Source organism: Chitinophaga nivalis, from assembly GCF_025989125.1.
Lineage (GTDB): Bacteria > Bacteroidota > Bacteroidia > Chitinophagales > Chitinophagaceae > Chitinophaga > Chitinophaga nivalis.
Genome location: NZ_JAPDNR010000001.1, coordinates 938,819 through 959,892 on the forward strand (window position 1 = coordinate 938,819; position 21,074 = coordinate 959,892).

Consider the following 21,074-nt stretch of genomic DNA (forward strand, 5'->3'; position numbering starts at 1 on the left):
TGCCTGTAACTTTTCATCATGCTTTTTATACCTACAACCAGATCCGGAGTACTCACCGAAAAGCAGGTTTTACTGCTGATGACTGTCACGGTGATATTATTACAGTTCAGTGCCCTGTTTGTACCTATATTAGAGCCTGATGGCGCATTATATGCAGGTATTGCCAAAACCATGGTACTGAAACATGATTACCTGAACCTGTATGCCGATGGCCATGACTGGCTGGATAAGCCCCACTTCCCCTTCTGGATGGCTGCGCTGAGCTTCCGGCTATTCGGTATACACACCTGGTCCTATAAACTGCCGGCTATCCTGTTTCTCCTGATGGGGGCCTGGTACACCTATCGTTTTGCCCTTTCCCTATATGGTGAAAAAGTAGCCTGCTGGGCTGTTTGTATCCTGCTCACCGCCGAACACCTGGTTATTTCCAATAATGATGTCAGGGCAGAGCCTTATCTCACCGGCTTAATCATCGCAGCGGTTTATTATTTCTACCGGCAAAAAATCCTGCCTGGCGCCTTGTTTTTGGCCTGCGCCATCATGACCAAGGGTATGTTTGCCATTGTGCCCGTTGGTGCCGCTATTGGCGGTCATTTGCTGTTTACACGCAATTGGAAGGCACTGTTCCATCTCAGATGGGTATTAGCCCTGTTGCTCACCGCCTTATTCATCATACCGGAACTATATGCCTTATACCAACAGTTTGACCTGCATCCGGAGAAAGTGGTATTTGGCCATACAGGCGTATCTGGTCTGCGGTTTTTCTTCTGGGACAGCCAATTTGGCCGTTTTATGAATACAGGTCCGATCAAAGGCGCCGGTGATCCGTTTTTCTTTTTTCATACGTTGTTATGGGCCTTCCTGCCCTGGTCCATATTACTGTATACCGCCATCATCCTGTTTGTAAAGCGCTGGAAACAACAGCAGGAATACTATTGCATCTGTGCCGGCCTGGCCACTTTCGCCTTGTTTTCCCTGTCGAAATTCCAGCTGCCGCACTACCTCAACATTATTTTCCCCTTCTTCGCCATCCTTACCGCGAAATACATCTTGTCTATACACACCGACAAAGGCATGAAGTTCTACCGGACAACCCAGTACACGATCATTATCCTGATAGCCGTTGCCGGTACTGTGATAGACCTGTTATACAAACCTGCGATGCACTATGCGTGGTTGCTACCTGCGGGCGCCCTGATTCTGCTTTATATCCTGCTGCACTACTGGTTGGATAAAACTACCCGGGAAGCTGTTTTCTACCGGACAGTGGCCATCAGCATACTGTTGAATCTCTACCTGAACACCATCCTCTACCCCGATATGATGCAATATCAGAGTGGTAGCAGCGCTGCTGTTTATGCCAATAATGTCTTGCCAGAAACGCCGGTAAGCCTTTATCAGGCTAATTCCTATGGGTTTGATTTTTATTTGAAGGCACCGGTCAACCGGTATGATTCAGCAACGTTTACGGTGCCGGCAGTATTGTTTACTACGCCGGAAGCCATTACGGGCTTGCAACAGCAAGGTTATACCTGTACGATTATCAAAACGTTCCCTCACTTTTACGTGAGTAAACTGGATCTTCCTTTCGTCCGGAAAGCCACCCGTGCCAGTGCTTTGGTGGAAAGATCCCTGGTGCGTGTAGAAAAATAGAAAAATTTTTCTTTTGATGGAATGCTTTGTGGTGGCTGGTTTGAGCGGATTTATTTTTCTTTCTGAAAAAATTTTTCAAAAAAAGTGCAAAAGGATTTTGTGAAAATAAAAAATTACCTATTTTTGCAATCCCAAATCGCACAAACGATACGGGAAACACTCCTCCTTAGCTCAGTTGGTTAGAGCATCTGACTGTTAATCAGAGGGTCGCTGGTTCAAGTCCAGCAGGGGGAGCGAAAAAAAAGAAAGGTCTGCAGTGATGCGGACCTTTTTTGTTTTTCGGTATAATTTGCTCCATCACTTATGGATGATCAAGTAAAAACACTTTTACATGGTCAATGTAATTCTTCTATCTGGTTTCCTTAATTTCATTTAATGAAAAACGAGCTTGAGTTAATAAAGATATTAGCTGATTTGCGCAATTTGTCTGCAGAAACTGAAGTTGTTGAATTCAAAGAGGCAAAAACTAACTATGATTTTAATAAACTAGGAAAGTACTTTTCTGCAATTGCGAATGAGGCCAACTTAAAAGGAAAGCCATATGGATGGTTAGTATTTGGAATTGAAAACAAGCATCATGGTATAGTTGGGTCCCAATTTCGGCCTAATAGAAAAGATTTGGATAGTCTTAAGTCTGAAATTGCAAATAGAGCGACTAATAGAATTACATTTATCGATATTTATGAGATCTTTTTGGAAGAAGGTAGAGTAATAATGTTTCAAATTCCGGCGGCTCCAAAAGGAATTCCGATTGCATGGGAAGGTCATTACTATGGTCGGGATAATGAGGAACTTAACCCTCTAAATATTGAGGAAATTGATAGGATCAGATCTCAAGCTTTGGCGGTAGATTGGAGTGTGGTCATAATTCCCGATGCTACTATAGACGATTTGGACCCAATGGCTATTCAGCTAGCAAGGTTAAATTATACAAGCAAGTTTGCTTCAAATGCTAAAGAAGTCGACAAGTGGGATGATGTAACTTTTTTAAATAAATCAAAGCTCCTTATTAAAGGACAAATTACACGAACTGCAATTATTCTATTGGGAAAAGAAGAATCTGAGCATTACATTAATCCCGCAGAAGTAAAAATTCGCTGGCTTTTAAAAGATAGCTCAGGCAATGATAAAGACTATGCAATATTTGGACCTCCAATGTTGCTTGCTGTAGATAAGGTGTATGCCAAAATTAGAAATTTAAAGTATCGTTATATAAAAGATGGTACCCTGTTCCCTGAAGAAATAGACCAATATGAGCCTTATTCAATCAGAGAGGCTATAAATAATTGTATTGCTCACCAGGACTATACCAAAGCGGGACGAATTAATGTGATTGAGTCTGAAGATCAGTTAACATTCACTAATGTAGGTACTTTTATTCCTGGGTCAGTAGAGAAGGTTATAATTGATAATGCTCCTGAAGAACAGTATCGAAATAATTTTTTGGCTAATGCAATGTTTAACCTGAAAATGGTTGATACTGCTGGAGGTGGGATTAGAAAGATGTATAACTATCAGCGGGATCGTTTTTTTCCGTTACCTGATTATGATTTGAGTAATGAAAGAGTCAAAGTTACGTTGACTGGAAAGATCTTAAATCAGGCTTATGCACGTATTCTTGCTTCTAATTCGGATCTTACCTTAGTAGAAATAATTCTTCTTGATAAAGTTCAGAAAAGGTTACCATTAAGCATTGAAGAAGAAAAACAGTTAAAGTCAAAACGCCTTATTGAAGGACGGAAACCGAATTTTTATATTGCTCAAAAGGTCGCGGAGGGAATAGGGAAAAAAGCAGATTATTCGAAAAATAAAGGATTTGATAATGCATACTATCTTGACTTTATTGAAAAATCAGTTAAGGAGCATGATCATTTAAATAGGAAAGATGTTGATGATCTGCTATGGAAGAAATTGCCAGATTGGATGGATGATAAGCAAAAGAAAATTAAGATTAATAATTTACTTTCCACTCTCAGAAAAAAAGGGAGAGTTAAAAATGTTGGGTCTGATGCAGTTCCAAAATGGGTATTAGCCTGGAAGAATTAATCATTCGATATTCAGAGATATTGTGACATTTTAAATTAGAGTTAATTAGAGCGTTAATTAGAAAGTGTTGTGAAGGTTGATTGTAAGTTGTTGATTTTCAGTTTTGTTTTATTGTGTGGCTGACTTTTAGTGGTCTAATATCTTCTAATATTCGAGCTTGGGCAATGATAATTTGCTGAATGCGAGTTGATCTGGTAGCCATTGATTAGATATTTCTCCTGTTAGGAGGAACGAAAGAAAGGCTTACAATAATGCAGGCCTTTTCTCTTTGATACATGCCCCGTTTGTTATCCTTTAATTCCTGTATTGATTCATACTTCATATTTTGTTTTTTAACAATGACGCAAAAATAAAATTTGCGCAACCGATCGGCTTCGCATATATTTGCAACCAAACGGCTTCATAATTACAATTCATGAGACGCGATATTTTTCAGGCAATTGCAGATCCCACCAGACGAGCTATCCTTGTCCTGATCGCCGCACAGGCAATGACTCCCAATGCCATTGCGGAGCATTTTGACATCAGCAGACAATCAATATCCAAACACTTGCGCATCCTATCCGAATGCGACCTCCTGGCTCCAAAGCAGGAAGGCAGGGAAATCTACTATGCACTGAAAATCGATAAAATGAAAGAAATCGATACCTGGCTAGACCAGTTCCGGAAGAGGATGGAAGTAAGTTTCAAACAACTCGATGAAGTATTGTACACCTTAAAAAGTAAGAAAAAATGAATTTACTATTTGATTTTACTGTTGACAAAGCTGCGAAAACGGTATTCATAACGAGAGAATTTGATGCTGACCTATCGCTGGTATGGGATGCATTTACCCAGGCAGAATTGCTTGACCAATGGGTAGCGCCTAAACCCTGGACCTCAAAAACAAAATTTATGGACTTCAAGGTAGGCGGACGAAGATTTTATGCAATGGTAAGCCCCGAAGGACACGAGCGTTGGGCCATCCAGCAATACATTTCCATCAGCCCCAAAACCAATTTCAAACTGTTTAATGCTTTTGCAGACAAAGATGAAAACATTGAATTACCGGGTTCCGACTGGGATTACACTTTTAAGGAACAGAACGGAAAGACAACCGTGCACATGACTATTTATAATGAATCTCTTGCCCGTATGGAGAAGATGATTGAAATGGGCTTTAAAGAAGGATTCACTATGAGCCTGACCAATCTTGAAAACCTGTTGACGACTTTATCGAAACGCTCCTGATCCCGATAGCTATCGGGATGAACGATGATATCATTGATTCCGTGCTTATTCAGCTGAAGGTATGTACACAGGCAGCTGTTATCAGCTGCTTATGCACATACCTTTTGTGTTGGCAATTAAAATGTATTTACCTGCAATTAATTAGGAGAGTTAAAAGCATAAAACTTCACGGTATTTTCTACCCAGCCATTTACAACCGGATTTAACGTCAGGTCATAAAAATATCCGTATGCAGGATTCAGTGAATGATAAAACTGGTGTACCGGTACGGCACCGGGGACCTGACTCGAAAAGGCGTAAAAATCAGCCACGCCGGTAGTGGCCCATTCATTCAGGTGAATGGTATTATTGGTGGTCAGGCAGTATACGGCCCGGGTTCTATGTTGCATGATGTAGACGGGTACGGAGTTGCCAATCTGGGTGTTATATACATAAATGAGATCGTTGCCGGTAATTCGTCTCCAGCCTGGATGGTCATTTGCGTAATTACTGTTGGTCGTAAACAGGTGTCCATATGTTGCTGAATAAAAATTATATAGGAGGACCTTGTTGGGATCTTGTAATTTTTTGTCATCTTGTTTTTGAGCGGTTGTTGGGGATGCCGGAGATGGAATAGCTGGTTGAATGCTTTGTTTGGTACAGGCATAGAAAAAAATAACTGCTAACAACAGAAAAGATAATTTTTTCATTGGGTGATAGTTTAAGGGGGTAAAAATTTGTGTAGTGCTTCCAGTTTAGCAATAGATAAATAAACAAGCTATAGGACGTAATGACAATAGATATAGCGGAAAGTGTAACTGATAAGATGGATTGGGCAAAAAAGAATATAAAGATATTGCCGCATGCTGCATTGCGAATGCAGCATCTAAAATTGGGGTTAAGATGGAATAATTTTACAATCGTTAAACGAGTCGCTTTTTATTGGCGGCTATTCACTGCAGCTTCCAGTAAGTCGGTAATAAAGCGGGGCTGGCTCCCAAAAATATCATGCTCCCAATCGGGAGGCGCCAGCTTATTCAGCACTAAATACATGGCTAATCCTTCTTCCTGAGACCACTGGTTCCGCTTTCTGCGGAAGCCTTCAACGGCGGTATCAAAAGACAGGTTTCCACCACGGGGATGTATTAACCAGCGCACCGCTGTATACTGTCCTAATCCCTCCATCGACAGAAAAATATCATCTAAAGGTTTCAACACGGCTTTTTCTCCGGTGAAATATTTTGCTTGTCGCTGGCGTAGCAGGGAGAGCGCTTCTTTAACCAGTTTGATGAATAGGGTGTTATCTGTTGTAAATGCCGCTTCATAAAATTTGTTTACTTCCTGCTGAAATTCACGCACATAAATGCTATCCTTTTTGAAATAGTCCTGTACAATATCATCTGTCAGGTTAATAGTGGTAAAGGCGTGTTGTTGTTCAATACTATCTACCAGTCTGCCTATGCCGTTGAATTGACGGGTATGTGCAAATTCATGTAGGAATACACCTGTCAGCATTTTTTTCAATCCGAGCTCCTGGCTTTGAATACCTGCTTTTTCCCAATATGGTGGTGTGCCCATTACAAAGAAACCATTCCCGTTTTTGAAAGGGGCGGCAAAGCTCATCAGACCCACAGGTACTTTGGTGGCATTGGGTAGGATCAGGCTGTCGCGATAGGGGGCAACACGCCAGGGTAGCTGCTTTCCCCGGAAGGCAGGGCCTTTGAAAGGCGTGCCGTTGGGTGCACTGGTTGCTGAGGTGGTATAACTATAGGTATCGTCAAAAAATAATAACTCAGGAGCAGAGGTAGGAGATAAATGAAAAATATGGTCACTGACCAGTTCCCACGCTGTCATCCAATGCTGGATGCTGGCTGCGGCAGATGTAGTTGTTTGTTGTGCTTTTGCCGGAATCGTATAGCAAACGATTAAACTATTCAATAGAAAGAAAGGGATATATCTCATGATGTTTCTCATGACAATGCATATTTACTGATGTATTAAAGATACTTTTTGCATTTGAGATATACACTATTTTAAATTAAAAAGAGGTGACAGGCTGATATAAGAAAAGCAATTACTTTTCTTATATAATTCATTTGAAGCGTTTTAAACATAAAAACGGGCATTCCTTTCCGGAATGGTTTGTTGGTATTAAAATGTTGCCAATAGCTATCGTATGAAGGAGCATATAGTCATGTCCGTTATACGATAGTGGTAAATACAGACAGGTGTTTAGCTGTTAATTACCGGGGCAGAATGGGTAAACCTCCTACCCTCTCCGGCTGAAAGTGGCCGCCGGAGAGGGATAGCAGTTTGTTGTTGGTTACAGGGTGCTCCAGCCGGACCAACCCGTTGCCGGGTCATAATATTTATGAATCAGGTGATTGTCTATATCTTTTGCATAAACACCTACCCCAACAGGATCATTGCCTCTTCTTACGACAGCCGGATCACTGGTTAGCTGTCCGCCCAGGATATCCCAGGCTGACCATCCTGCACCTGGAGCAAAGTATTTATGTATCAGCTCATTATTGAACCCTCTTGCATAAATACCTATGCCATCGGGATTGCCTCTGATGACGGCTACTGGTGGAGAAATCAGCTGGCCACTGAGGTCCTCCCATGCCGACCATCCTACACCAGCCTGGAGGAATTTGTGAATGAGATGGTTGTTGGTACCTTTCGCATAAATATTTACCGCATAGGCATCAAATCCTCTCCTGGTGACTACAGGGGCAGAAGTTAATTGGCCACCCAGATCTTCCCAGGCAGACCAGCCGGAACCTGATTCGAAATATTTATGGATAAGATTATTGTTGACACCTCTGGCATAAATGCCAACACCATAAACATCATTGCCTCTTGATACAACTGCGGGAGCGGAGGTTAATTGTCCACCGAGATCTTCCCATGCAGACCAGCCTACTCCAGGCGTAAAGTATTTGTGGATAAGATTATTATTAGTGCCTCTGGCATAGATGCCGACACCGGAAGGATCGGTCCCTCTTTTGATAACTGCTGGTGGGGTAGTCAGCTGTCCACCCAGGTCTTCCCAGGCCGACCAGCCTACTCCTGACTGGAAGTATTTATGCAGGAGATTATTATTAACCCCCCTAACGTAAATGCCTACACCATAACCATCTGTACTTCTATGAATCGCTACGGGTGCTTCAGCCAGTTGTCCACCCAGGTTTTCCCAGACAGACCACCCTGTTTGAGAATTAAAATACCGGTGGAACAGGTTGTTGTTGGGACCTTTCGCATAAATACCAACGCCATAGGTATCATCTCCCCTTGCGATCACCACCGGAGCAGAGGTTAATTGCAGGGCAGGTTGAGGGGCGCCATAGAGATAACGCAATGCTGTTTTGTCATTTTCGTTGAAGCTCTGTGCAGTGCCACTGTTACATGCCAGCATCCAGGAACCGGCATCTGTGCCGGAAGGCGTGCCCGGAATATGGATAGCGCCTACTCCTGCATCGCCTTCATTGCCCCCCGAACCGCAACTATAGGAACGATCGAACCAGTCAGTATGCCTGAATCCTATACAGTGACCAATTTCATGTTCGAGCACACTTCTGATAAATCCCACATTACTGCCAAAATAAGGAGAACAGGAGTTCATCACTACCGTAGGATATGGATTGCCACCAGTAGGAAAACCGGAATAGCCTAACTGCCCGGCACCAAGACATTCGCCCCGTATTATAATATCAGCGCTACCACTTACATACTGGAAGCGCAGCCGGAGTCCCAGCGCATTGTAATTGTTAACCGTTTCCTGTGCTGCCTGAACAAAATAGTTATTCAGCCCGGAAACGGTGACTGTGATAGTACGAGGAAGGGATGTTACAAGATTGGTAGTCTGGTATTGCTCTGTTTTGGCAATAAGCAGACTGGTAATAGTACCCGCCTGCTCCAGGTTTTGGGGAGTTAAGAGGATATCATTTTCTACCAGATAACCTTCGGCTGTTTTTTGGATGTTTTTGGTACTGAATCCCAGCGATTTTATTTGGTTGAGTACTGTACTGGTAATTTCACCAGGTTTTTCTTTTTGATGGATTTGTTCCTTCTGGCAGGAAGAGATGAGTATGCTCGTTAGCATACAGGCATACGCCAGGTACTTACTTTTTTTCATGAGGTTCATTTGAAGGGTTTTAAACATAAAAATTGGCATTCCGGAAAGGAATAATGTTCAAGTATAAAAATGGTTATTCATGCAAATACAAAAGAGAGATTTTGAAGTATTATACTATAGTTAATAATAGGCTATTGTAGGTTGCTGAATATAGGAGTTGCTATCATAAGTATTGTTGTTCAATGATAGTGTGTATATGGGATACCTGTATTTTACACTTGTTAAAAATATTCATTCCGGCTGCAATGTTATTACATACAGCATTTGCCGGGAATATATACAGTGATATTTTTTTACAACACTTTATATGCAGACGGCAACAGCGAAAATGTATATCCGTATCCGTTATGCTGATGGATGCATCTATTGCCTGATTTTAATAGAGATGTTTAAGATGCGAGAAAGACAAATTATGATAATAAGACAGCCGTTAATGCGACATCCGCCGGACTGACGTTTTAGGGCATGTATGAAATGTCATCCGGCGGAATAAAAACAGGATCGGTATTTTCTAAAGTGTCTGCATGACTACCAGGATAACTGCAGGTTGTAATGATGCAGTATGAAAGTGAATCAGCTATATCTGTCCAGATAATCATGCGCTATCAGCTGGCCCAGTACCGATTCCGTGATGTATTGATTGTAAGGGGTAATAAGTGTTTTATATTTATCAAAAACAATAATGATTTCTTCCAGTGCTTTGTTAAAGATAATATCAAAGTCAGTATTGGGGAATTGTCTGATATAAGCGTTGCCCTTAATTTCCGTACCATCTTCATTTAATTCTTTTTTATAGGAATAAAGATCATTTATTAAGGCTACAGCATAGGCACCCAGCCGATATACTTCCAGATCGGCCGTGCGTGCACTTTTACCTTCTTTTAGCAGCAAGGTTTTATTGACTTCAAAAAGCATATACATCCCTATTGTTCCCATTCTGATATAGTTCATTAAATGCTTATTCTCAAAATCCGTACTGGTAATCACATCTTCAATTACAGATATAGACATCCAGTGTTGCATAACCCTTACCACATGCGGTGCGTCGGTGGCATAGGCATTGTGCATGAAAGACCTTGCCTGATCAATATAAAATGCGACGAGTTCATCTTCAGCGATCGTGTTATGAATAAAACTGCTGTATCCCTGTGTGAAATAATTTTTTCGATCTTCTACCACTTTATCATCTATAAAAAAAATAACGGCCAGCCATTTCATGAAGGAAAATAACAGATCATGTGGCATATCAATTCTCGGATAACAATACAGCGATACCCGGTACGAAATTTCAAAATAATTCTGATGGGGATGGAACCGGCTGATTTCCTCTTCACACCAGTATCTGAATTTTGACTCCAGTTCTCTGACAGCCATACTTTCTACATAGGAAAAAGGTATTCTTTCTTTTATGGTTGCTTTTAGGATATCTCTTAGTGCTGTTTTCATAATTAAATTTGATTTTGGTTATAAGTATGCTTTTAACAGACGACATTTTTATCAGCTTAATTGATACATCGATAACAAGTATCGCTTATACAACTCTCCGGGTGCCATCTTCCTGCTGCTGACTAAATACAGCAGCAGCAACAGAGAGTAAAAACAATACGGTATTGTTAATGGCTCGCCATTAAAGGAAGATGTGATACAATACTTTTATTATCTTTTGTCAGGGAGGGATATCCGGTAATGGTTTAAAGATATAGGATTGTACAGCAATAGGATTGTAGTATATTTTTTTCTTGTGAAATCAGGGTGCTGATAAATATTTTCATACGGTGTAGCTGTTATTTGCAAGTAAATTGTATCAACAATGGAAAACATAAATAGTGTACCAGACTCATTATTATCTCCCATTTCATGGTTCCGGCAGATGCAAAAGGATAATCCGGTTTTTTTTGATAGTAACTTCGCGCTATTTAGCGGCGGTATGGGCGCATGGCAGGTTTTCAGGTATGAAGATGTGGCAGAGGTATTTCGGGACTACAACGCTTATACATCCGCATATGTACCTAAATCCACAAATAGCTTGCTGGGAGACTCGCTGATTTTTAAAGACCCGCCCGATCATACCAAGTTGCGTAAGGCACTCAGTAAAGCCTTAAGCCCATTCCTGATGACCCGGCTGGAACCAACTGTAGATGAGCTAACCAGGAAGCTGATGGCGCCTTATTGGGAAAAAGGAGAGATGGATTTTATGAAGGATTTTTCGGATCTGTTGCCACTATGGATTATCATGAAAGTAATTGGTATCAGAGATGAAGATTTTGATGTGGTGAAAGACCTGGTTGGGAAAATACTGGCTAATCCTGCAATGACCGGAGATTATGACATGTTCTTTAAGGTGCAGGTGGAAGGCAAACACTTTCTGGAGGAAGTCATCCGGCAACATGAGCTGGAACCGCAGCATGACCTCACCGGAATTTTACTCAAGTCAGGGATAGAAGATCAGTCGTTACCTATTCAGGAAATAGTATCCCTTTGTTTTTCAGTAATGTTAGGGGGCGTAGAAACAACCATTGCTTTTCTGGGTAATGTTATGAGAGCACTCATTACGCATCAGCATATACAAGAGCGGGTGCTCCGCCATCCTGATGATATGCCCGCTATGCTCGATGAGGTATTACGTTTTTATCCGCCCTTATTTACCTTTTCCAGGATGGCAGCTAAAGATGTAGAGCTGAGAGGACAGCAAATCCATAAAGGAGATTTTGTAATACCCTGGTTAGGTGCTGCTAATTTTGATGATACGGTATTTCCTGAGCCGGATATCTTCGATATAACCCGGGAAAACCTGGGGCAGATACTGAACTTTGGTCACGGTATTCATTACTGTCCGGGGGAAGCTATTTCCAGACAGGAAGCCAAGGCCGCTTTTAGTTATATCCTGCCGCGAATCAGTGACATTAAACCGAAAGAGGATACTGCATTAACACTGCATCCTAGTACAACTGTTAACTGTTTGAAAAATCTGCCCATCACTTTCACGTATAATGGGGAGCAATAACTACATAAGCGCATTAGTACAATACACGATTGTATTAGCCACCCGTAACAGAAAATAATTTATAAGAACAGCCCCAATAAGGTATCTGGCTGTTAAGTTTGCCTTTGTGCCCATATCATGTGGGAGCCTTTTTCCGCTCCTATTACTGCAGATAGCTTCTTGCTCCGCCATATATTTTCAGGATATACCGTGTCGATACCGGCTGGAGGCCTTTATTGGCACTTCCTATGTTAAAATATTGCACTGATAAATTGTTTCATGTGGTGTAACAGTTATTTGCAAGTAAATTTTATTTACAATGGAAAAAATCAATAGCGTACCAGACTCATTATTAGCGCCGATACCCTGGTTTCGGCAGATGCAAAAGGATAACCCGGTTTTTTTTGACAGCAGATTCACACTATTTAGTGGTACTACGGGAGCATGGCATGTTTTCAGGTATGAAGATGTTGCACAGGTGTTTCGGGATCACGGTTCCTTTACTTCTGCATATATACCTAAATCAGCCAATAATGTCTTATTGGGAGAATCCTTGATTTTTAAAGACCCGCCGGATCATACAAAACTGCGTAAGGTACTCAGTAAAGGTTTAAGCCCTTTCCTGGTAAATCGCATGGAGTCAACAGTAGTCGAGCTAACCCAGCAGATGTTGACGCCATTCCTGGAAAAAGGCGAGATGGATTTTATGAAAGACTTTGCAGATCTGTTACCGTTGTGGATTGTAATGAAAATACTGGGTATCAGGGATGAAGATTTTGAGGTGGTGAAGAACCTGTCAGGGACCATCCTGGCCAGCCCGGAAATGACGAGAGATTATGAAATGTTCTTTAAGGCTCAGCTGGAAGGCAAACAATTTCTGGAGGAAGTTATCCGGCAACATGAAGTAGAACCGAAGAACGATTTCATCGGAATTTTACTCAATTCCAAGATCGAAGATCAGTCGGTATCTGTGCTGGATATGGTATCCCTTTCTTTTTCGGTGATGTTGGGAGGCGTGGAATCTACCACCGCTTTTCTGGGCAATGTGATGAGGGCACTGATTACTTACCCGGATATACAAGACCAGGTCAGACAGCAGCCGGCAGATCTCCCCGCTATGCTCAATGAGGTGCTGCGTTTTTATCCTTCCATATTTACCTTTTCCAGAGTAGCAGCTAAAGATGTAGAGTTGGGTGGGCAACAAATCCATAAAGGAGATTTTATGGTACCCTGGTTAGGCGCCACTAATTTTGATGATGCGATATTTCCTGAGCCGGATGTTTTTGATATCAACCGGAAAAATCTGGGACAGATATTAAACTTTGGTCATGGTATTCATTACTGCCCGGGTGAAGCGGTTTCCAGACAAGAGGCCAGGGCTGCTTTTGGTTATCTCCTGCCACAGCTCAGTGACATTAAATTGAAAGAAGGCGCTGCATTAACCCTGCACCCGAGTACGACCGTTAATTGTTTGAAAAGTTTACCCATTACTTTCACGTATAATGGCGAGAAATAACCATCTATAACCCTTATTAGCAAGCACGCAAAGAATACTTGTAACCCATAACAGCAGGCTGGAAACGAAATGCTTATTCAAACAGGCCCTCCCCATGGCGCCCGGCTGTTAACTTTCGTTTCCGGCTATCGATCACGTTGTATTACCTGTTTGTACTGTGGCAAGACAACTTTTTATTCCGGCATATATTTCCCGGATAGGCTACTCCCATCCCTATTGGCAGCAATGATGGAGGCGTTATGTTATCAACGCCGCATTATTTTTCCGTGCAATAATAGCGCAGACATGTACCTTTGCCCGCTAAAATGGTTTCCGCCATCCCGGGTACCTGAGATATATGCCAATCAATAATAACGTGCAAAAAGAAGTTTTGAAGGATAAATTTTTCATTATATGCCTGCCCTATCTGATAGCAGTTTTATTATTTACTCCCTGTTATACCTTCCTGAGATGGTTGTTGGATATTAAATGGCAGATATTGCCTGTAAAGCGATTGATACTGGACGATTTGTTACCTGGTGTGATAGCGGTAATACTTACCCTGGTTATCAGACGCAGGTATAAAATATTAAAGCTTAAAAAGGGAGCCTCCGTTTCTATGTTGATGGGAGTATTTGTATCATTGGTACTTCCTGTAATGATGGCACAGGCTTATATTACCCGTACCGCTTATCCATTAATAGAGGTACAATACCCGGAAGATATCGGGACTGCTGTTTATAACCGGTATTATAAGATCGCTCATTATCAGATAGATACTACTGCTGCCACTATGCATAGAGAGGAGGTCGCAAGCGGAAAACATCGTGAGGATCTCAATTTTTCATTTTACATCACAATACCCCTGCGCCGTTATAATAGTGGTTCGGTTCCTTTGGTGTGGCTGGGGCAGAAATATCAGCATCGCATTAATAATCGGTTGAGCATAGCAGAGACAGAAGCGGAATACACCTCTTTTTTGCAGTCGGTAGATGATAAATGGAGAAGGTATAATTCTCATCAGGAAACTTATTTTGAATGCCTGCATTGGAGTGATGAATCGGAGCAGTTCAAAAAGGCGATAACCAGCCGGTTTCCTGATGCAGGAAAGCATGCCGTGATACTAATACCTCGTTATACAGCATTTGAAAGTAGGGGGATGAATTCGTTGCCATGGATAATAGGTACAATCGGTATAGGTGTATTGCTTTACTTTATGGTCGTGCTGTTTTGTAGGATAGATGATGTAGAACTTCGCCGTTTCAAAAAAGGATTACCCCTACAGGATGATATGTTCCAGTGGGTATTTCAGTTCCTGCATCCCCGTGGGAAGTACCCGATGACGGCCATTCTGATTCATCTCAACCTGTTGTATTTTGTTTTTATGGTTTTAGGTGGTTTAAATCCTTTCGGCGTATCGGCTTCTTCGCTGCTCCCATTTGGAGGGCTGTATTATCCTTTGGTGACAACCGGAGAATACTGGCGTATCCCGGTCAGTATTTTTGTGAATGCAAGCCTGATGCACCTTGGTTACAACATGATAGGTCTGGTGTCGGGAGGCTTGCTTCTGGAGCGCTTTATCGGTGCCCGACGATTACTGGCAGTATACCTTATTACCGGCATTATTGCCGCGATATGTAGTATGTTATGGAGAAAGGATGTGGTACACCTGGGTCCCCCCGGTGCTACATTCGGTTTATATGGTGTATTAGCCGGACTATTAATACGAAAAGCAATACCGGCAGAATCGAGAGTGCTAATATGGTGGGCCCTGGCATTGTATGTGGGATTGAACCTGACGATTAGATGGGTTACTCCCAATGCAACCAATGCTGAACATCTCAGCGGCCTGATAGCTGGTTTTATTTGCGGTGTACTGCCGGTGCTCCCCATTCGCAATACGGGTAAGCATATCTTTGAATGATTAGAATAAGTTGCTGGCAGCTAACCTGCTGCTATCAACATAATAGCCGCCCCGCTTCCGGCGAGTGGCTGCAGAAGCGGGGCGGCTGAATGTAAGTGGAAAAGAGGGTGAATTATGCATAACATCTGCACGTCATAATCCCCAGGCCAATACAGATACCACCTCTGTAGCCATCTGCCTGGCAAGGCGCGGTACATTGGGAAGAGCTGGTGCATCGGGTGCCAAAGAGGTCTTTAATACTGGCCATGTTGCCACCGCTAATGGTTTTAAGATCGCCTCTGTTCAGGTTTTTACCTAAAGTTTGTAAGTGTTTCATAATAATGAGATTTGCGTGTTAATGAAAGCATGCAAGAACTACAGTAGGGTTCATGTAAATAAGGTTGTGGGTTTCAGAAAGCTAACAACCTTGATAACTAAGGTAGTACCGGTTGCTGCAATATGTATGCAGGAATAGTGCGGTATACTACTCATCACAAATGCGGCCGTACAGCAACCCTTTCTCTTAAATTACAATTGCTATACGTAAACCGCTGTACAGCGATACCTGTAATAAACCTTTTAACTCATGGAAAAACTGTCATTACCCGGTAAATTGCTCCACCGAAGCCGGCTGAAAAGCATTAAATACAGTTCCGCCTCCTACCCTTTTGTCTGCAGCTGTGACGAGGGATTCATGCGCTGTAATATCTGTTGCCGCAACAACTACGGAGATGTAATTCCCGATTTGCTGGCCTGCATGGATAATTGTGTGGTGGCATGTGAGTAACGCTGCTATACCGCTATGAAAAAATACGTTTCGCTTACCTGCTGTCAGCAGCAGTTTGTTATTCTTCCATTTTCAATATGTAAATATGAAAAAACGATTATTCCCTGGTAAGACCCTGGACAGACATGCCTTGAAAAATGTACACGGTGGTGCAGGAGCCGCCGCTACACATTGTCCTTTCTTTGACGAAGATTGTAATACCTGTACGGAACGGGGCTGCCATTGTAAAGTGCTGGGAAGCGGAAATCTCGTTTGTTTGCCAGGGCCCCGGTAAAAACAGTAAAGGCTGGCTATAAAGTCAGCCTTTATTTTTAACAACGACCAGAAACGTTGTTAGGTTAATTGGAATAATATCAGATAGATACTGTAGGACAACGAAAAAGAATAATATCAGTTTGTTTGGCTAAGTTTCTCCAGTAGCCGGCCTCTTTTAATCAATACACCCTGTTGTGGCCGCCCAGACAGTATGCTGGCGTATTGGCCGGGAAGCATACTTTTCGTGGGATATATACGTAACTGCAGCACACTGGTAGTATCATCTGTGCTACGATAGGCCACCATCTCTCCTGGCAGTGATTGACCGGCGGGTTCGCCGATCATCAGCGTAATGGCTGTTCCGGGCTTTACGATGGTATGGGGAGCACGCACAGTGGCTATCCAGCCTGGCGTAGTGGCAAGCGTATCAGGCTGGATGGATAGTATACTAACGGTGGTGGATATACGCGCAGGTAGTATGCTGACAAGGCCAAACAAGGCTGCCATCAGACCTATCAATAACAAGGTGCCCCAGCGGATCAGCCAGTTGGGTTTGCTGTTGAGTATTTCATTGATGGCGGTTTCAGTAGTGGTCGTGTTAGAATACAAGGATTCCTCTGTCATAATGTAGGGCTTTTAATCGTCCAGCTCCAGCTGGTTTTTTACCAATGTATAGTAAGCGCCTTTGGCTGCAGCCAGCTGCCGGTGTGTACCTTGTTCAATGATCTCACCTTTCTGCAACACAATAATATTATCTGCATTTTTTACGGTGCTAAGCCTGTGTGCTACAATGACCACTGTTTTTCCCTTAAAGAAAGTAGCGAGATTATGCATGATGATACTCTCATTGGTAGCATCCAGGGCATTGGTCGCTTCATCAAAGAAAATGAAATCCGGATTTTTATACACGCTGCGGGCAATCAATATACGCTGGCGTTGTCCCTGGCTGATGCCATGTCCTTCCGGCCCGATCTGCGTGTGGATGCCCAATGGCAGCGAGTCGATCAGGTCGCGGATGTTGGCAATATGTATGGCATAATCCAGGCGGGCTTCATCTATTTCGCTGTTGATAATACAGATGTTCTGCGCGATGGTATCTGAAAAAATAAAACCATCCTGCATCACTACTCCACATTTGGCGCGCCATGCCGCATGGCTGATATATTCCTGCGGCGTATCACCCACCGTGATCCCCCCTGCTTCCGGCTGATAAAATTTAAGCAATAGTTTCAACAGGGTGGTTTTGCCACTGCCACTGCTGCCTATGACGGCTGTTACTTTACCATAGGGAATAAACAGGCTGATATCCCGGAGGGAAGGCTCATTACCTGCACCGGGATAGGTGAAGGTCAGGTCGGAAACAGTGATGTCCTTACAGGCAGGCAGCTGTTTCGTCATATGTACGCTATCGCTTTCCTCGTCACCCAGTTCATGTATTTCCTGGAGCCGCTCCATACTGATGCGGGCATCCTGGGTGGCCTGAATAAAGTGAATCATCTGTTCTACAGGGCCATTCAGCTGGCCTATGATATATTGAATGGCAAGCATGGCACCCAATGATAATTGTCCGTTGATGACACAGGTGGCGGCATAAGCGGTAATCAGCAGGTTTTTGCCTTCATTGATAAACAAGGCGCCGGCTTCTTGTTGTTGGGTGAGTGAGAGGCTTTTGATATTGGCTTTAAACAGGCTGCCCTGTATGTCTCCCCACTCTTCTTTTTTCTGTGCTTCGCAGCTGTTTAATTTGATTTCCTGTATACCATGAATCAGCTGCATCAGTTTACTTTGATTACGGGCAGATATTTCAAATTTCAGGTAATCAATCGTTCTTCTTCTGCGTAGGAATACACTGATCCATAAGAGGTAAAGGGCACTGCCCCCAATAAATAATCCACATATGGCCGGATTATACCAGACCAGTACAATGGTGAATGCCACCAGGTTGAGGAGCGCAAATAAAATATTCAATACAGAGCCGGTGAGGAATTGCTCAATCCTGTTCTGGTCCTGTATGCGCTGGAGGATGTCGCCGGTCATTCTGCCATCAAAAAAAGGAATGGGCAGCTTCATCAGCTTTAGTAAGAAGTTGCTGATGATGGAGATATTGATCCGGGTACTGATATGCAACAGCACCCATCGCCGGATAAACTCCAGGCTGGTTCTGCCAGCCAGCAGCATAAATTGTCCGGCCAGAATAACCAGAATCAGTGAAAAGTCCCGTTCCTTGATCCCGGCATCCACAATACTTTTGGTGAGGAAAGGAAAGGCCAGTTGTAACAGGGTACCGGCTCCCAGGCCGAGTATGATCTGCAGGATAAGTTTCTTATACAGTACGGCATGTCCCCATAACATCCGGAATCCCTGCGGGGATTTAGTTTCTCCGGTTTGCTGATAGAAGGCGTCGGTAGGTTCCATCAGCAGGGCAATGCCATCTTCTTTTTCCTGGGACCAGTGTTTCAAAAAATCAGCATGGGTATATTTCATGCGGCCGGTTTCAGGATCGGCTACATATACATATCGGGCAGTGATCTTGTATACGACTACAAAATGCTGTTGCCGCCAGTGCACAATGCAAGGCAGGGGTGCTTCTGTCCGGAGTTCGGCAAAAGACAGCATGGTGCCGTTTACTTCAAAACCAATACTTTCTGCTGCTTCTGCAATACCCAGCAGGTTGACCCCTTCTTTTCCGTGCCGGGTCAGTACCCGGAGCGTCTGTAAGCTGTAATGCTTCCCATAATGATGGGCGATCATCCGCAAACAGGTAGGGCCGCAGTCCATCATTTCCAACTGGTGGTAAGCAGCGAATTTTTTAAACCGGGAAAACATATATCGTGCGTAGAGGATCTAAAGATGCTAACCTCCGGGTTGTCGTGTATGCCTGGAGGTTAGTATCTGTGATGAATGTTTTTTCGGTCAGGAATGTTGCAGGGCGATGGACGTTTCTGCCAGTGCCGGTATCAGCTGTGTCATATCCTGCAGCTGATAATTCTTAGGGAGCTGGCGTCCGTTGATAAATACGGTAGGCGTACCTTTTACACCGGCAGCATCTATCCAGGCGGAATGTCTTTTCAGCTGGTCTGTTACATCTACCTTAGCGGAAGTATCCCATTTCTGGGTCCATTTTTCAACATTACCCATGGTGAACCAATCTGACAGCATATGTGGGATGTCGTCGCTGGATTGCGCCACTGTTGCCCGTTGCAGGATGGCGGTCACGGAAGTGGTGATCTGGTTGGTTTCACCCGGACTGCAAACAAAACGAACCTTAAAGCGTACGGTATCTTTATACAATTCGTATAGTTCGTCGAGCATCTTGTGTGCATGTGTACACGGGCCGCAATGGGGGCTGCAGGCTACCGTGATGTCGATGGGTGCTTCAGGGTTGCCATATTGCAGTTCATGTTCCCACGGTGTGATGTCTGCCGCTGGTTGTTGCGACCACTGGGCAATAAACAGGGAGCTGTCTCTTTTCCAGCGTTGTAGCTCCATCGCACGGCTGAGTTGTTCCCGGATGCTTTTTACAGACTTTTTCAGGGGTATCAGGAACGCACAGCAGATAGCCTGGGCAATGAAAAAATACAGGATGGTGAGTGGTTCCACCGCCGGGTAAAAGGCCTGGAAGCTCACAGCTGCCAATATACCTTGTACCACCAATATGGCTACAATACCCAAACACAGGGCACACCATCTTTTAAGTATGAATTTCTGCGCATATACGCTCACCAGTGCTACAGCCGTCAGTGGCAAGGCAATCATTTGTATCGTGGCAAATAACAGCGGATGGCTGTTGGATAAAAGGAAACAGCCAAACTGTACACCGAAGTAGGTAATCGCCGCATCGGCTACTGTAATGCCCCATAAACCGGTTGCATATTTACTTTTCAGTACGGCATCACATCCCCGCGGGCTCACGGAATTACAGACTTCTTTTACCACTTTGATCTGTACGCCCAGTTCGGTGGCAATAGTGGCGGTACTTATAGCCAGACCAGCGAGAGACAACAGTCCCCATATGATATTCAGTGGCGTGAAGTTGTCGTGAAAAATATAGCCTACTACCCCCAGCAACAATGCGAGGAAACCGGCGAACATCAGGTTAAAAGACCGGTTTTGTTTAAGCTGGCGGGTATTTTCTTCATTATGCCAGGAAGTATTTTCTTCCGGAATCAGCACAATACCGGTCCAGCCCTTTTCCAGGTCTTTGTTCCGGGTCCAGTCCTGAATGGTATCTACCTGCAGCATGTATTCTGTATGTTCTTCTTTTACATGCGCCAGTAGCGGGTAGTTAAATTGAGAAACATACTGCCACTCACTTTCAATGGCATAGTATTGCATGCCGCCAACTTCCAGGAAATCCGTCAGGGATACGAGAGAAGGATAGTCGGGGTGGGTTTGCAACTCTGTGGCCATAAACTTTTTATCAACATTAATCTTGTTGCTACGCAGCCACCGCCAGGCAATATCTTCAAAGAGATCGTCTTTTGCTTGTTTTTTCATAACCGGAAAGGTTTTTTGGGTTATAGTTAAAGGGCACAGGAAATCGTTGTTTGAATGACAGACATTATAAACCAGATAAGGATATTACAGGATCTTTTATCTCAGCCG

Annotated in this window: 17 protein-coding genes and 1 tRNA gene; 10 read left to right on the forward strand and 8 right to left on the reverse strand. The window is 43.3% G+C overall.

Translation table 11 applies throughout. The annotated features are described in order from the left end of the window. The first annotated feature begins 18 nt into the window (after positions 1–18). The 5 genes from OL444_RS03915 to OL444_RS03935 all read left to right on the forward strand — a co-directional run bounded on the left by OL444_RS03915 (position 19) and on the right by OL444_RS03935 (position 4,929). On the forward strand, positions 19–1,653 hold the full coding sequence (locus OL444_RS03915; protein WP_264734538.1) for an ArnT family glycosyltransferase: 1,635 nt from the start codon (positions 19–21) through the stop codon (positions 1,651–1,653). Positions 1,654–1,813: 160 nt separating this feature from the next. Then, a tRNA-Asn gene (locus OL444_RS03920) sits at positions 1,814–1,887 on the forward strand. Positions 1,888–2,028: 141 nt separating this feature from the next. Then, on the forward strand, positions 2,029–3,699 hold the full coding sequence (locus OL444_RS03925; RefSeq protein ID WP_264734537.1) for an RNA-binding domain-containing protein: 1,671 nt from the start codon (positions 2,029–2,031) through the stop codon (positions 3,697–3,699). Between the two features lie 415 nt (positions 3,700–4,114). Continuing rightward, positions 4,115–4,435, forward strand: coding sequence for an ArsR/SmtB family transcription factor (locus OL444_RS03930; RefSeq protein ID WP_264734536.1), 321 nt, complete (start codon positions 4,115–4,117; stop codon positions 4,433–4,435). Continuing rightward, entirely contained in the window at positions 4,432–4,929 is a 498-nt protein-coding gene (locus OL444_RS03935) for an SRPBCC family protein (protein ID WP_264734535.1), read from the forward strand. Before OL444_RS03930 ends, OL444_RS03935 begins: the two co-directional genes overlap by 4 nt. A 137-nt stretch (positions 4,930–5,066) precedes the next feature. On the opposite strand, the gene OL444_RS03940 is transcribed toward OL444_RS03935, so the two are convergent. From OL444_RS03940 to OL444_RS03955, 4 genes are all read right to left on the reverse strand, one after another. Further along, complete coding sequence (locus OL444_RS03940) at positions 5,067–5,618, reverse strand: hypothetical protein (RefSeq protein ID WP_264734534.1); 552 nt, start codon at positions 5,616–5,618, stop codon at positions 5,067–5,069. Positions 5,619–5,847: 229 nt separating this feature from the next. Beyond that, a complete protein-coding gene (locus OL444_RS03945) occupies positions 5,848–6,882 on the reverse strand; it encodes a hypothetical protein (RefSeq protein WP_264734533.1) in 1,035 nt (344 codons plus the stop codon). A 349-nt stretch (positions 6,883–7,231) separates the two neighbouring features. Next, entirely contained in the window at positions 7,232–9,046 is a 1,815-nt protein-coding gene (locus tag OL444_RS03950) for a M57 family metalloprotease (protein ID WP_264734532.1), read from the reverse strand. A 573-nt stretch (positions 9,047–9,619) separates the two neighbouring features. After that, a complete protein-coding gene (locus tag OL444_RS03955) occupies positions 9,620–10,492 on the reverse strand; it encodes an isoprenoid biosynthesis enzyme family protein (protein ID WP_264734531.1) in 873 nt (290 codons plus the stop codon). Positions 10,493–10,856: 364 nt separating this feature from the next. Between OL444_RS03955 and OL444_RS03960 the strand changes: the two genes are divergently transcribed. The 3 genes from OL444_RS03960 (at position 10,857) to OL444_RS03970 (ending at position 15,448) form a co-directional block, all read left to right on the forward strand. Beyond that, positions 10,857–12,050, forward strand: coding sequence for a cytochrome P450 (locus OL444_RS03960; RefSeq protein WP_264734530.1), 1,194 nt, complete (start codon positions 10,857–10,859; stop codon positions 12,048–12,050). Positions 12,051–12,348: 298 nt separating this feature from the next. Beyond that, on the forward strand, positions 12,349–13,545 hold the full coding sequence (locus OL444_RS03965; protein WP_264734529.1) for a cytochrome P450: 1,197 nt from the start codon (positions 12,349–12,351) through the stop codon (positions 13,543–13,545). A gap of 772 nt (positions 13,546–14,317) precedes the next feature. Further along, the gene (locus tag OL444_RS03970) at positions 14,318–15,448 is read left to right on the forward strand and encodes a rhomboid family intramembrane serine protease (RefSeq protein ID WP_264734528.1); all 1,131 of its coding nucleotides are present in this window, start codon (positions 14,318–14,320) and stop codon (positions 15,446–15,448) included. A gap of 112 nt (positions 15,449–15,560) precedes the next feature. Here OL444_RS03970 and OL444_RS03975 read toward each other — a convergent pair whose 3' ends face one another. After that, the gene (locus OL444_RS03975) at positions 15,561–15,764 is read right to left on the reverse strand and encodes a hypothetical protein (RefSeq protein WP_264734527.1); all 204 of its coding nucleotides are present in this window, start codon (positions 15,762–15,764) and stop codon (positions 15,561–15,563) included. Positions 15,765–16,013: 249 nt separating this feature from the next. On the opposite strand from OL444_RS03975, the gene OL444_RS03980 reads away from it, so the two are divergent. Together OL444_RS03980 and OL444_RS03985 are read left to right on the forward strand one after the other, a co-directional pair. Then, on the forward strand, positions 16,014–16,214 hold the full coding sequence (locus tag OL444_RS03980; protein ID WP_264734526.1) for a hypothetical protein: 201 nt from the start codon (positions 16,014–16,016) through the stop codon (positions 16,212–16,214). Positions 16,215–16,299: 85 nt separating this feature from the next. After that, positions 16,300–16,488, forward strand: coding sequence for a hypothetical protein (locus tag OL444_RS03985; protein ID WP_264734525.1), 189 nt, complete (start codon positions 16,300–16,302; stop codon positions 16,486–16,488). A 116-nt stretch (positions 16,489–16,604) separates the two neighbouring features. Here OL444_RS03985 and OL444_RS03990 read toward each other — a convergent pair whose 3' ends face one another. The 3 genes from OL444_RS03990 to OL444_RS04000 form a co-directional block, all read right to left on the reverse strand. Then, positions 16,605–17,093 carry a restriction endonuclease subunit S domain-containing protein gene (locus OL444_RS03990; RefSeq protein WP_264734524.1) on the reverse strand — a complete coding sequence of 163 codons (489 nt, stop codon included), beginning with the start codon at positions 17,091–17,093 and terminating at the stop codon, positions 16,605–16,607. Positions 17,094–17,105: 12 nt separating this feature from the next. Further along, complete coding sequence (locus tag OL444_RS03995) at positions 17,106–19,295, reverse strand: peptidase domain-containing ABC transporter (RefSeq protein ID WP_264734523.1); 2,190 nt, start codon at positions 19,293–19,295, stop codon at positions 17,106–17,108. Positions 19,296–19,382: 87 nt separating this feature from the next. After that, positions 19,383–20,966: a vitamin K epoxide reductase family protein gene (locus OL444_RS04000; protein ID WP_264734522.1), complete on the reverse strand. Its 1,584-nt coding sequence runs from the start codon at positions 20,964–20,966 to the stop codon at positions 19,383–19,385. Positions 20,967–21,074 lie beyond the last annotated feature (108 nt).

What these genes read in the sequence shown, in the direction of transcription:
- OL444_RS03915 (WP_264734538.1), top strand. Translation starts at nt 19, where the DNA reads ATGCTTTTTATACCTACAACCAGATCCGGAGTACTCACCGAAAAGCAG.
- OL444_RS03925 (WP_264734537.1), top strand. Translation starts at nt 2,029, where the DNA reads ATGAAAAACGAGCTTGAGTTAATAAAGATATTAGCTGATTTGCGCAAT.
- OL444_RS03930 (WP_264734536.1), top strand. Translation starts at nt 4,115, where the DNA reads ATGAGACGCGATATTTTTCAGGCAATTGCAGATCCCACCAGACGAGCT.
- OL444_RS03935 (WP_264734535.1), top strand. Translation starts at nt 4,432, where the DNA reads ATGAATTTACTATTTGATTTTACTGTTGACAAAGCTGCGAAAACGGTA.
- OL444_RS03940 (WP_264734534.1), bottom strand. Translation starts at nt 5,618, where the DNA reads ATGAAAAAATTATCTTTTCTGTTGTTAGCAGTTATTTTTTTCTATGCC.
- OL444_RS03945 (WP_264734533.1), bottom strand. Translation starts at nt 6,882, where the DNA reads ATGAGAAACATCATGAGATATATCCCTTTCTTTCTATTGAATAGTTTA.
- OL444_RS03950 (WP_264734532.1), bottom strand. Translation starts at nt 9,046, where the DNA reads ATGAAAAAAAGTAAGTACCTGGCGTATGCCTGTATGCTAACGAGCATA.
- OL444_RS03955 (WP_264734531.1), bottom strand. Translation starts at nt 10,492, where the DNA reads ATGAAAACAGCACTAAGAGATATCCTAAAAGCAACCATAAAAGAAAGA.
- OL444_RS03960 (WP_264734530.1), top strand. Translation starts at nt 10,857, where the DNA reads ATGGAAAACATAAATAGTGTACCAGACTCATTATTATCTCCCATTTCA.
- OL444_RS03965 (WP_264734529.1), top strand. Translation starts at nt 12,349, where the DNA reads ATGGAAAAAATCAATAGCGTACCAGACTCATTATTAGCGCCGATACCC.
- OL444_RS03970 (WP_264734528.1), top strand. Translation starts at nt 14,318, where the DNA reads ATGCATAGAGAGGAGGTCGCAAGCGGAAAACATCGTGAGGATCTCAAT.
- OL444_RS03975 (WP_264734527.1), bottom strand. Translation starts at nt 15,764, where the DNA reads ATGAAACACTTACAAACTTTAGGTAAAAACCTGAACAGAGGCGATCTT.
- OL444_RS03980 (WP_264734526.1), top strand. Translation starts at nt 16,014, where the DNA reads ATGGAAAAACTGTCATTACCCGGTAAATTGCTCCACCGAAGCCGGCTG.
- OL444_RS03985 (WP_264734525.1), top strand. Translation starts at nt 16,300, where the DNA reads ATGAAAAAACGATTATTCCCTGGTAAGACCCTGGACAGACATGCCTTG.
- OL444_RS03990 (WP_264734524.1), bottom strand. Translation starts at nt 17,093, where the DNA reads ATGACAGAGGAATCCTTGTATTCTAACACGACCACTACTGAAACCGCC.
- OL444_RS03995 (WP_264734523.1), bottom strand. Translation starts at nt 19,295, where the DNA reads ATGTTTTCCCGGTTTAAAAAATTCGCTGCTTACCACCAGTTGGAAATG.
- OL444_RS04000 (WP_264734522.1), bottom strand. Translation starts at nt 20,966, where the DNA reads ATGAAAAAACAAGCAAAAGACGATCTCTTTGAAGATATTGCCTGGCGG.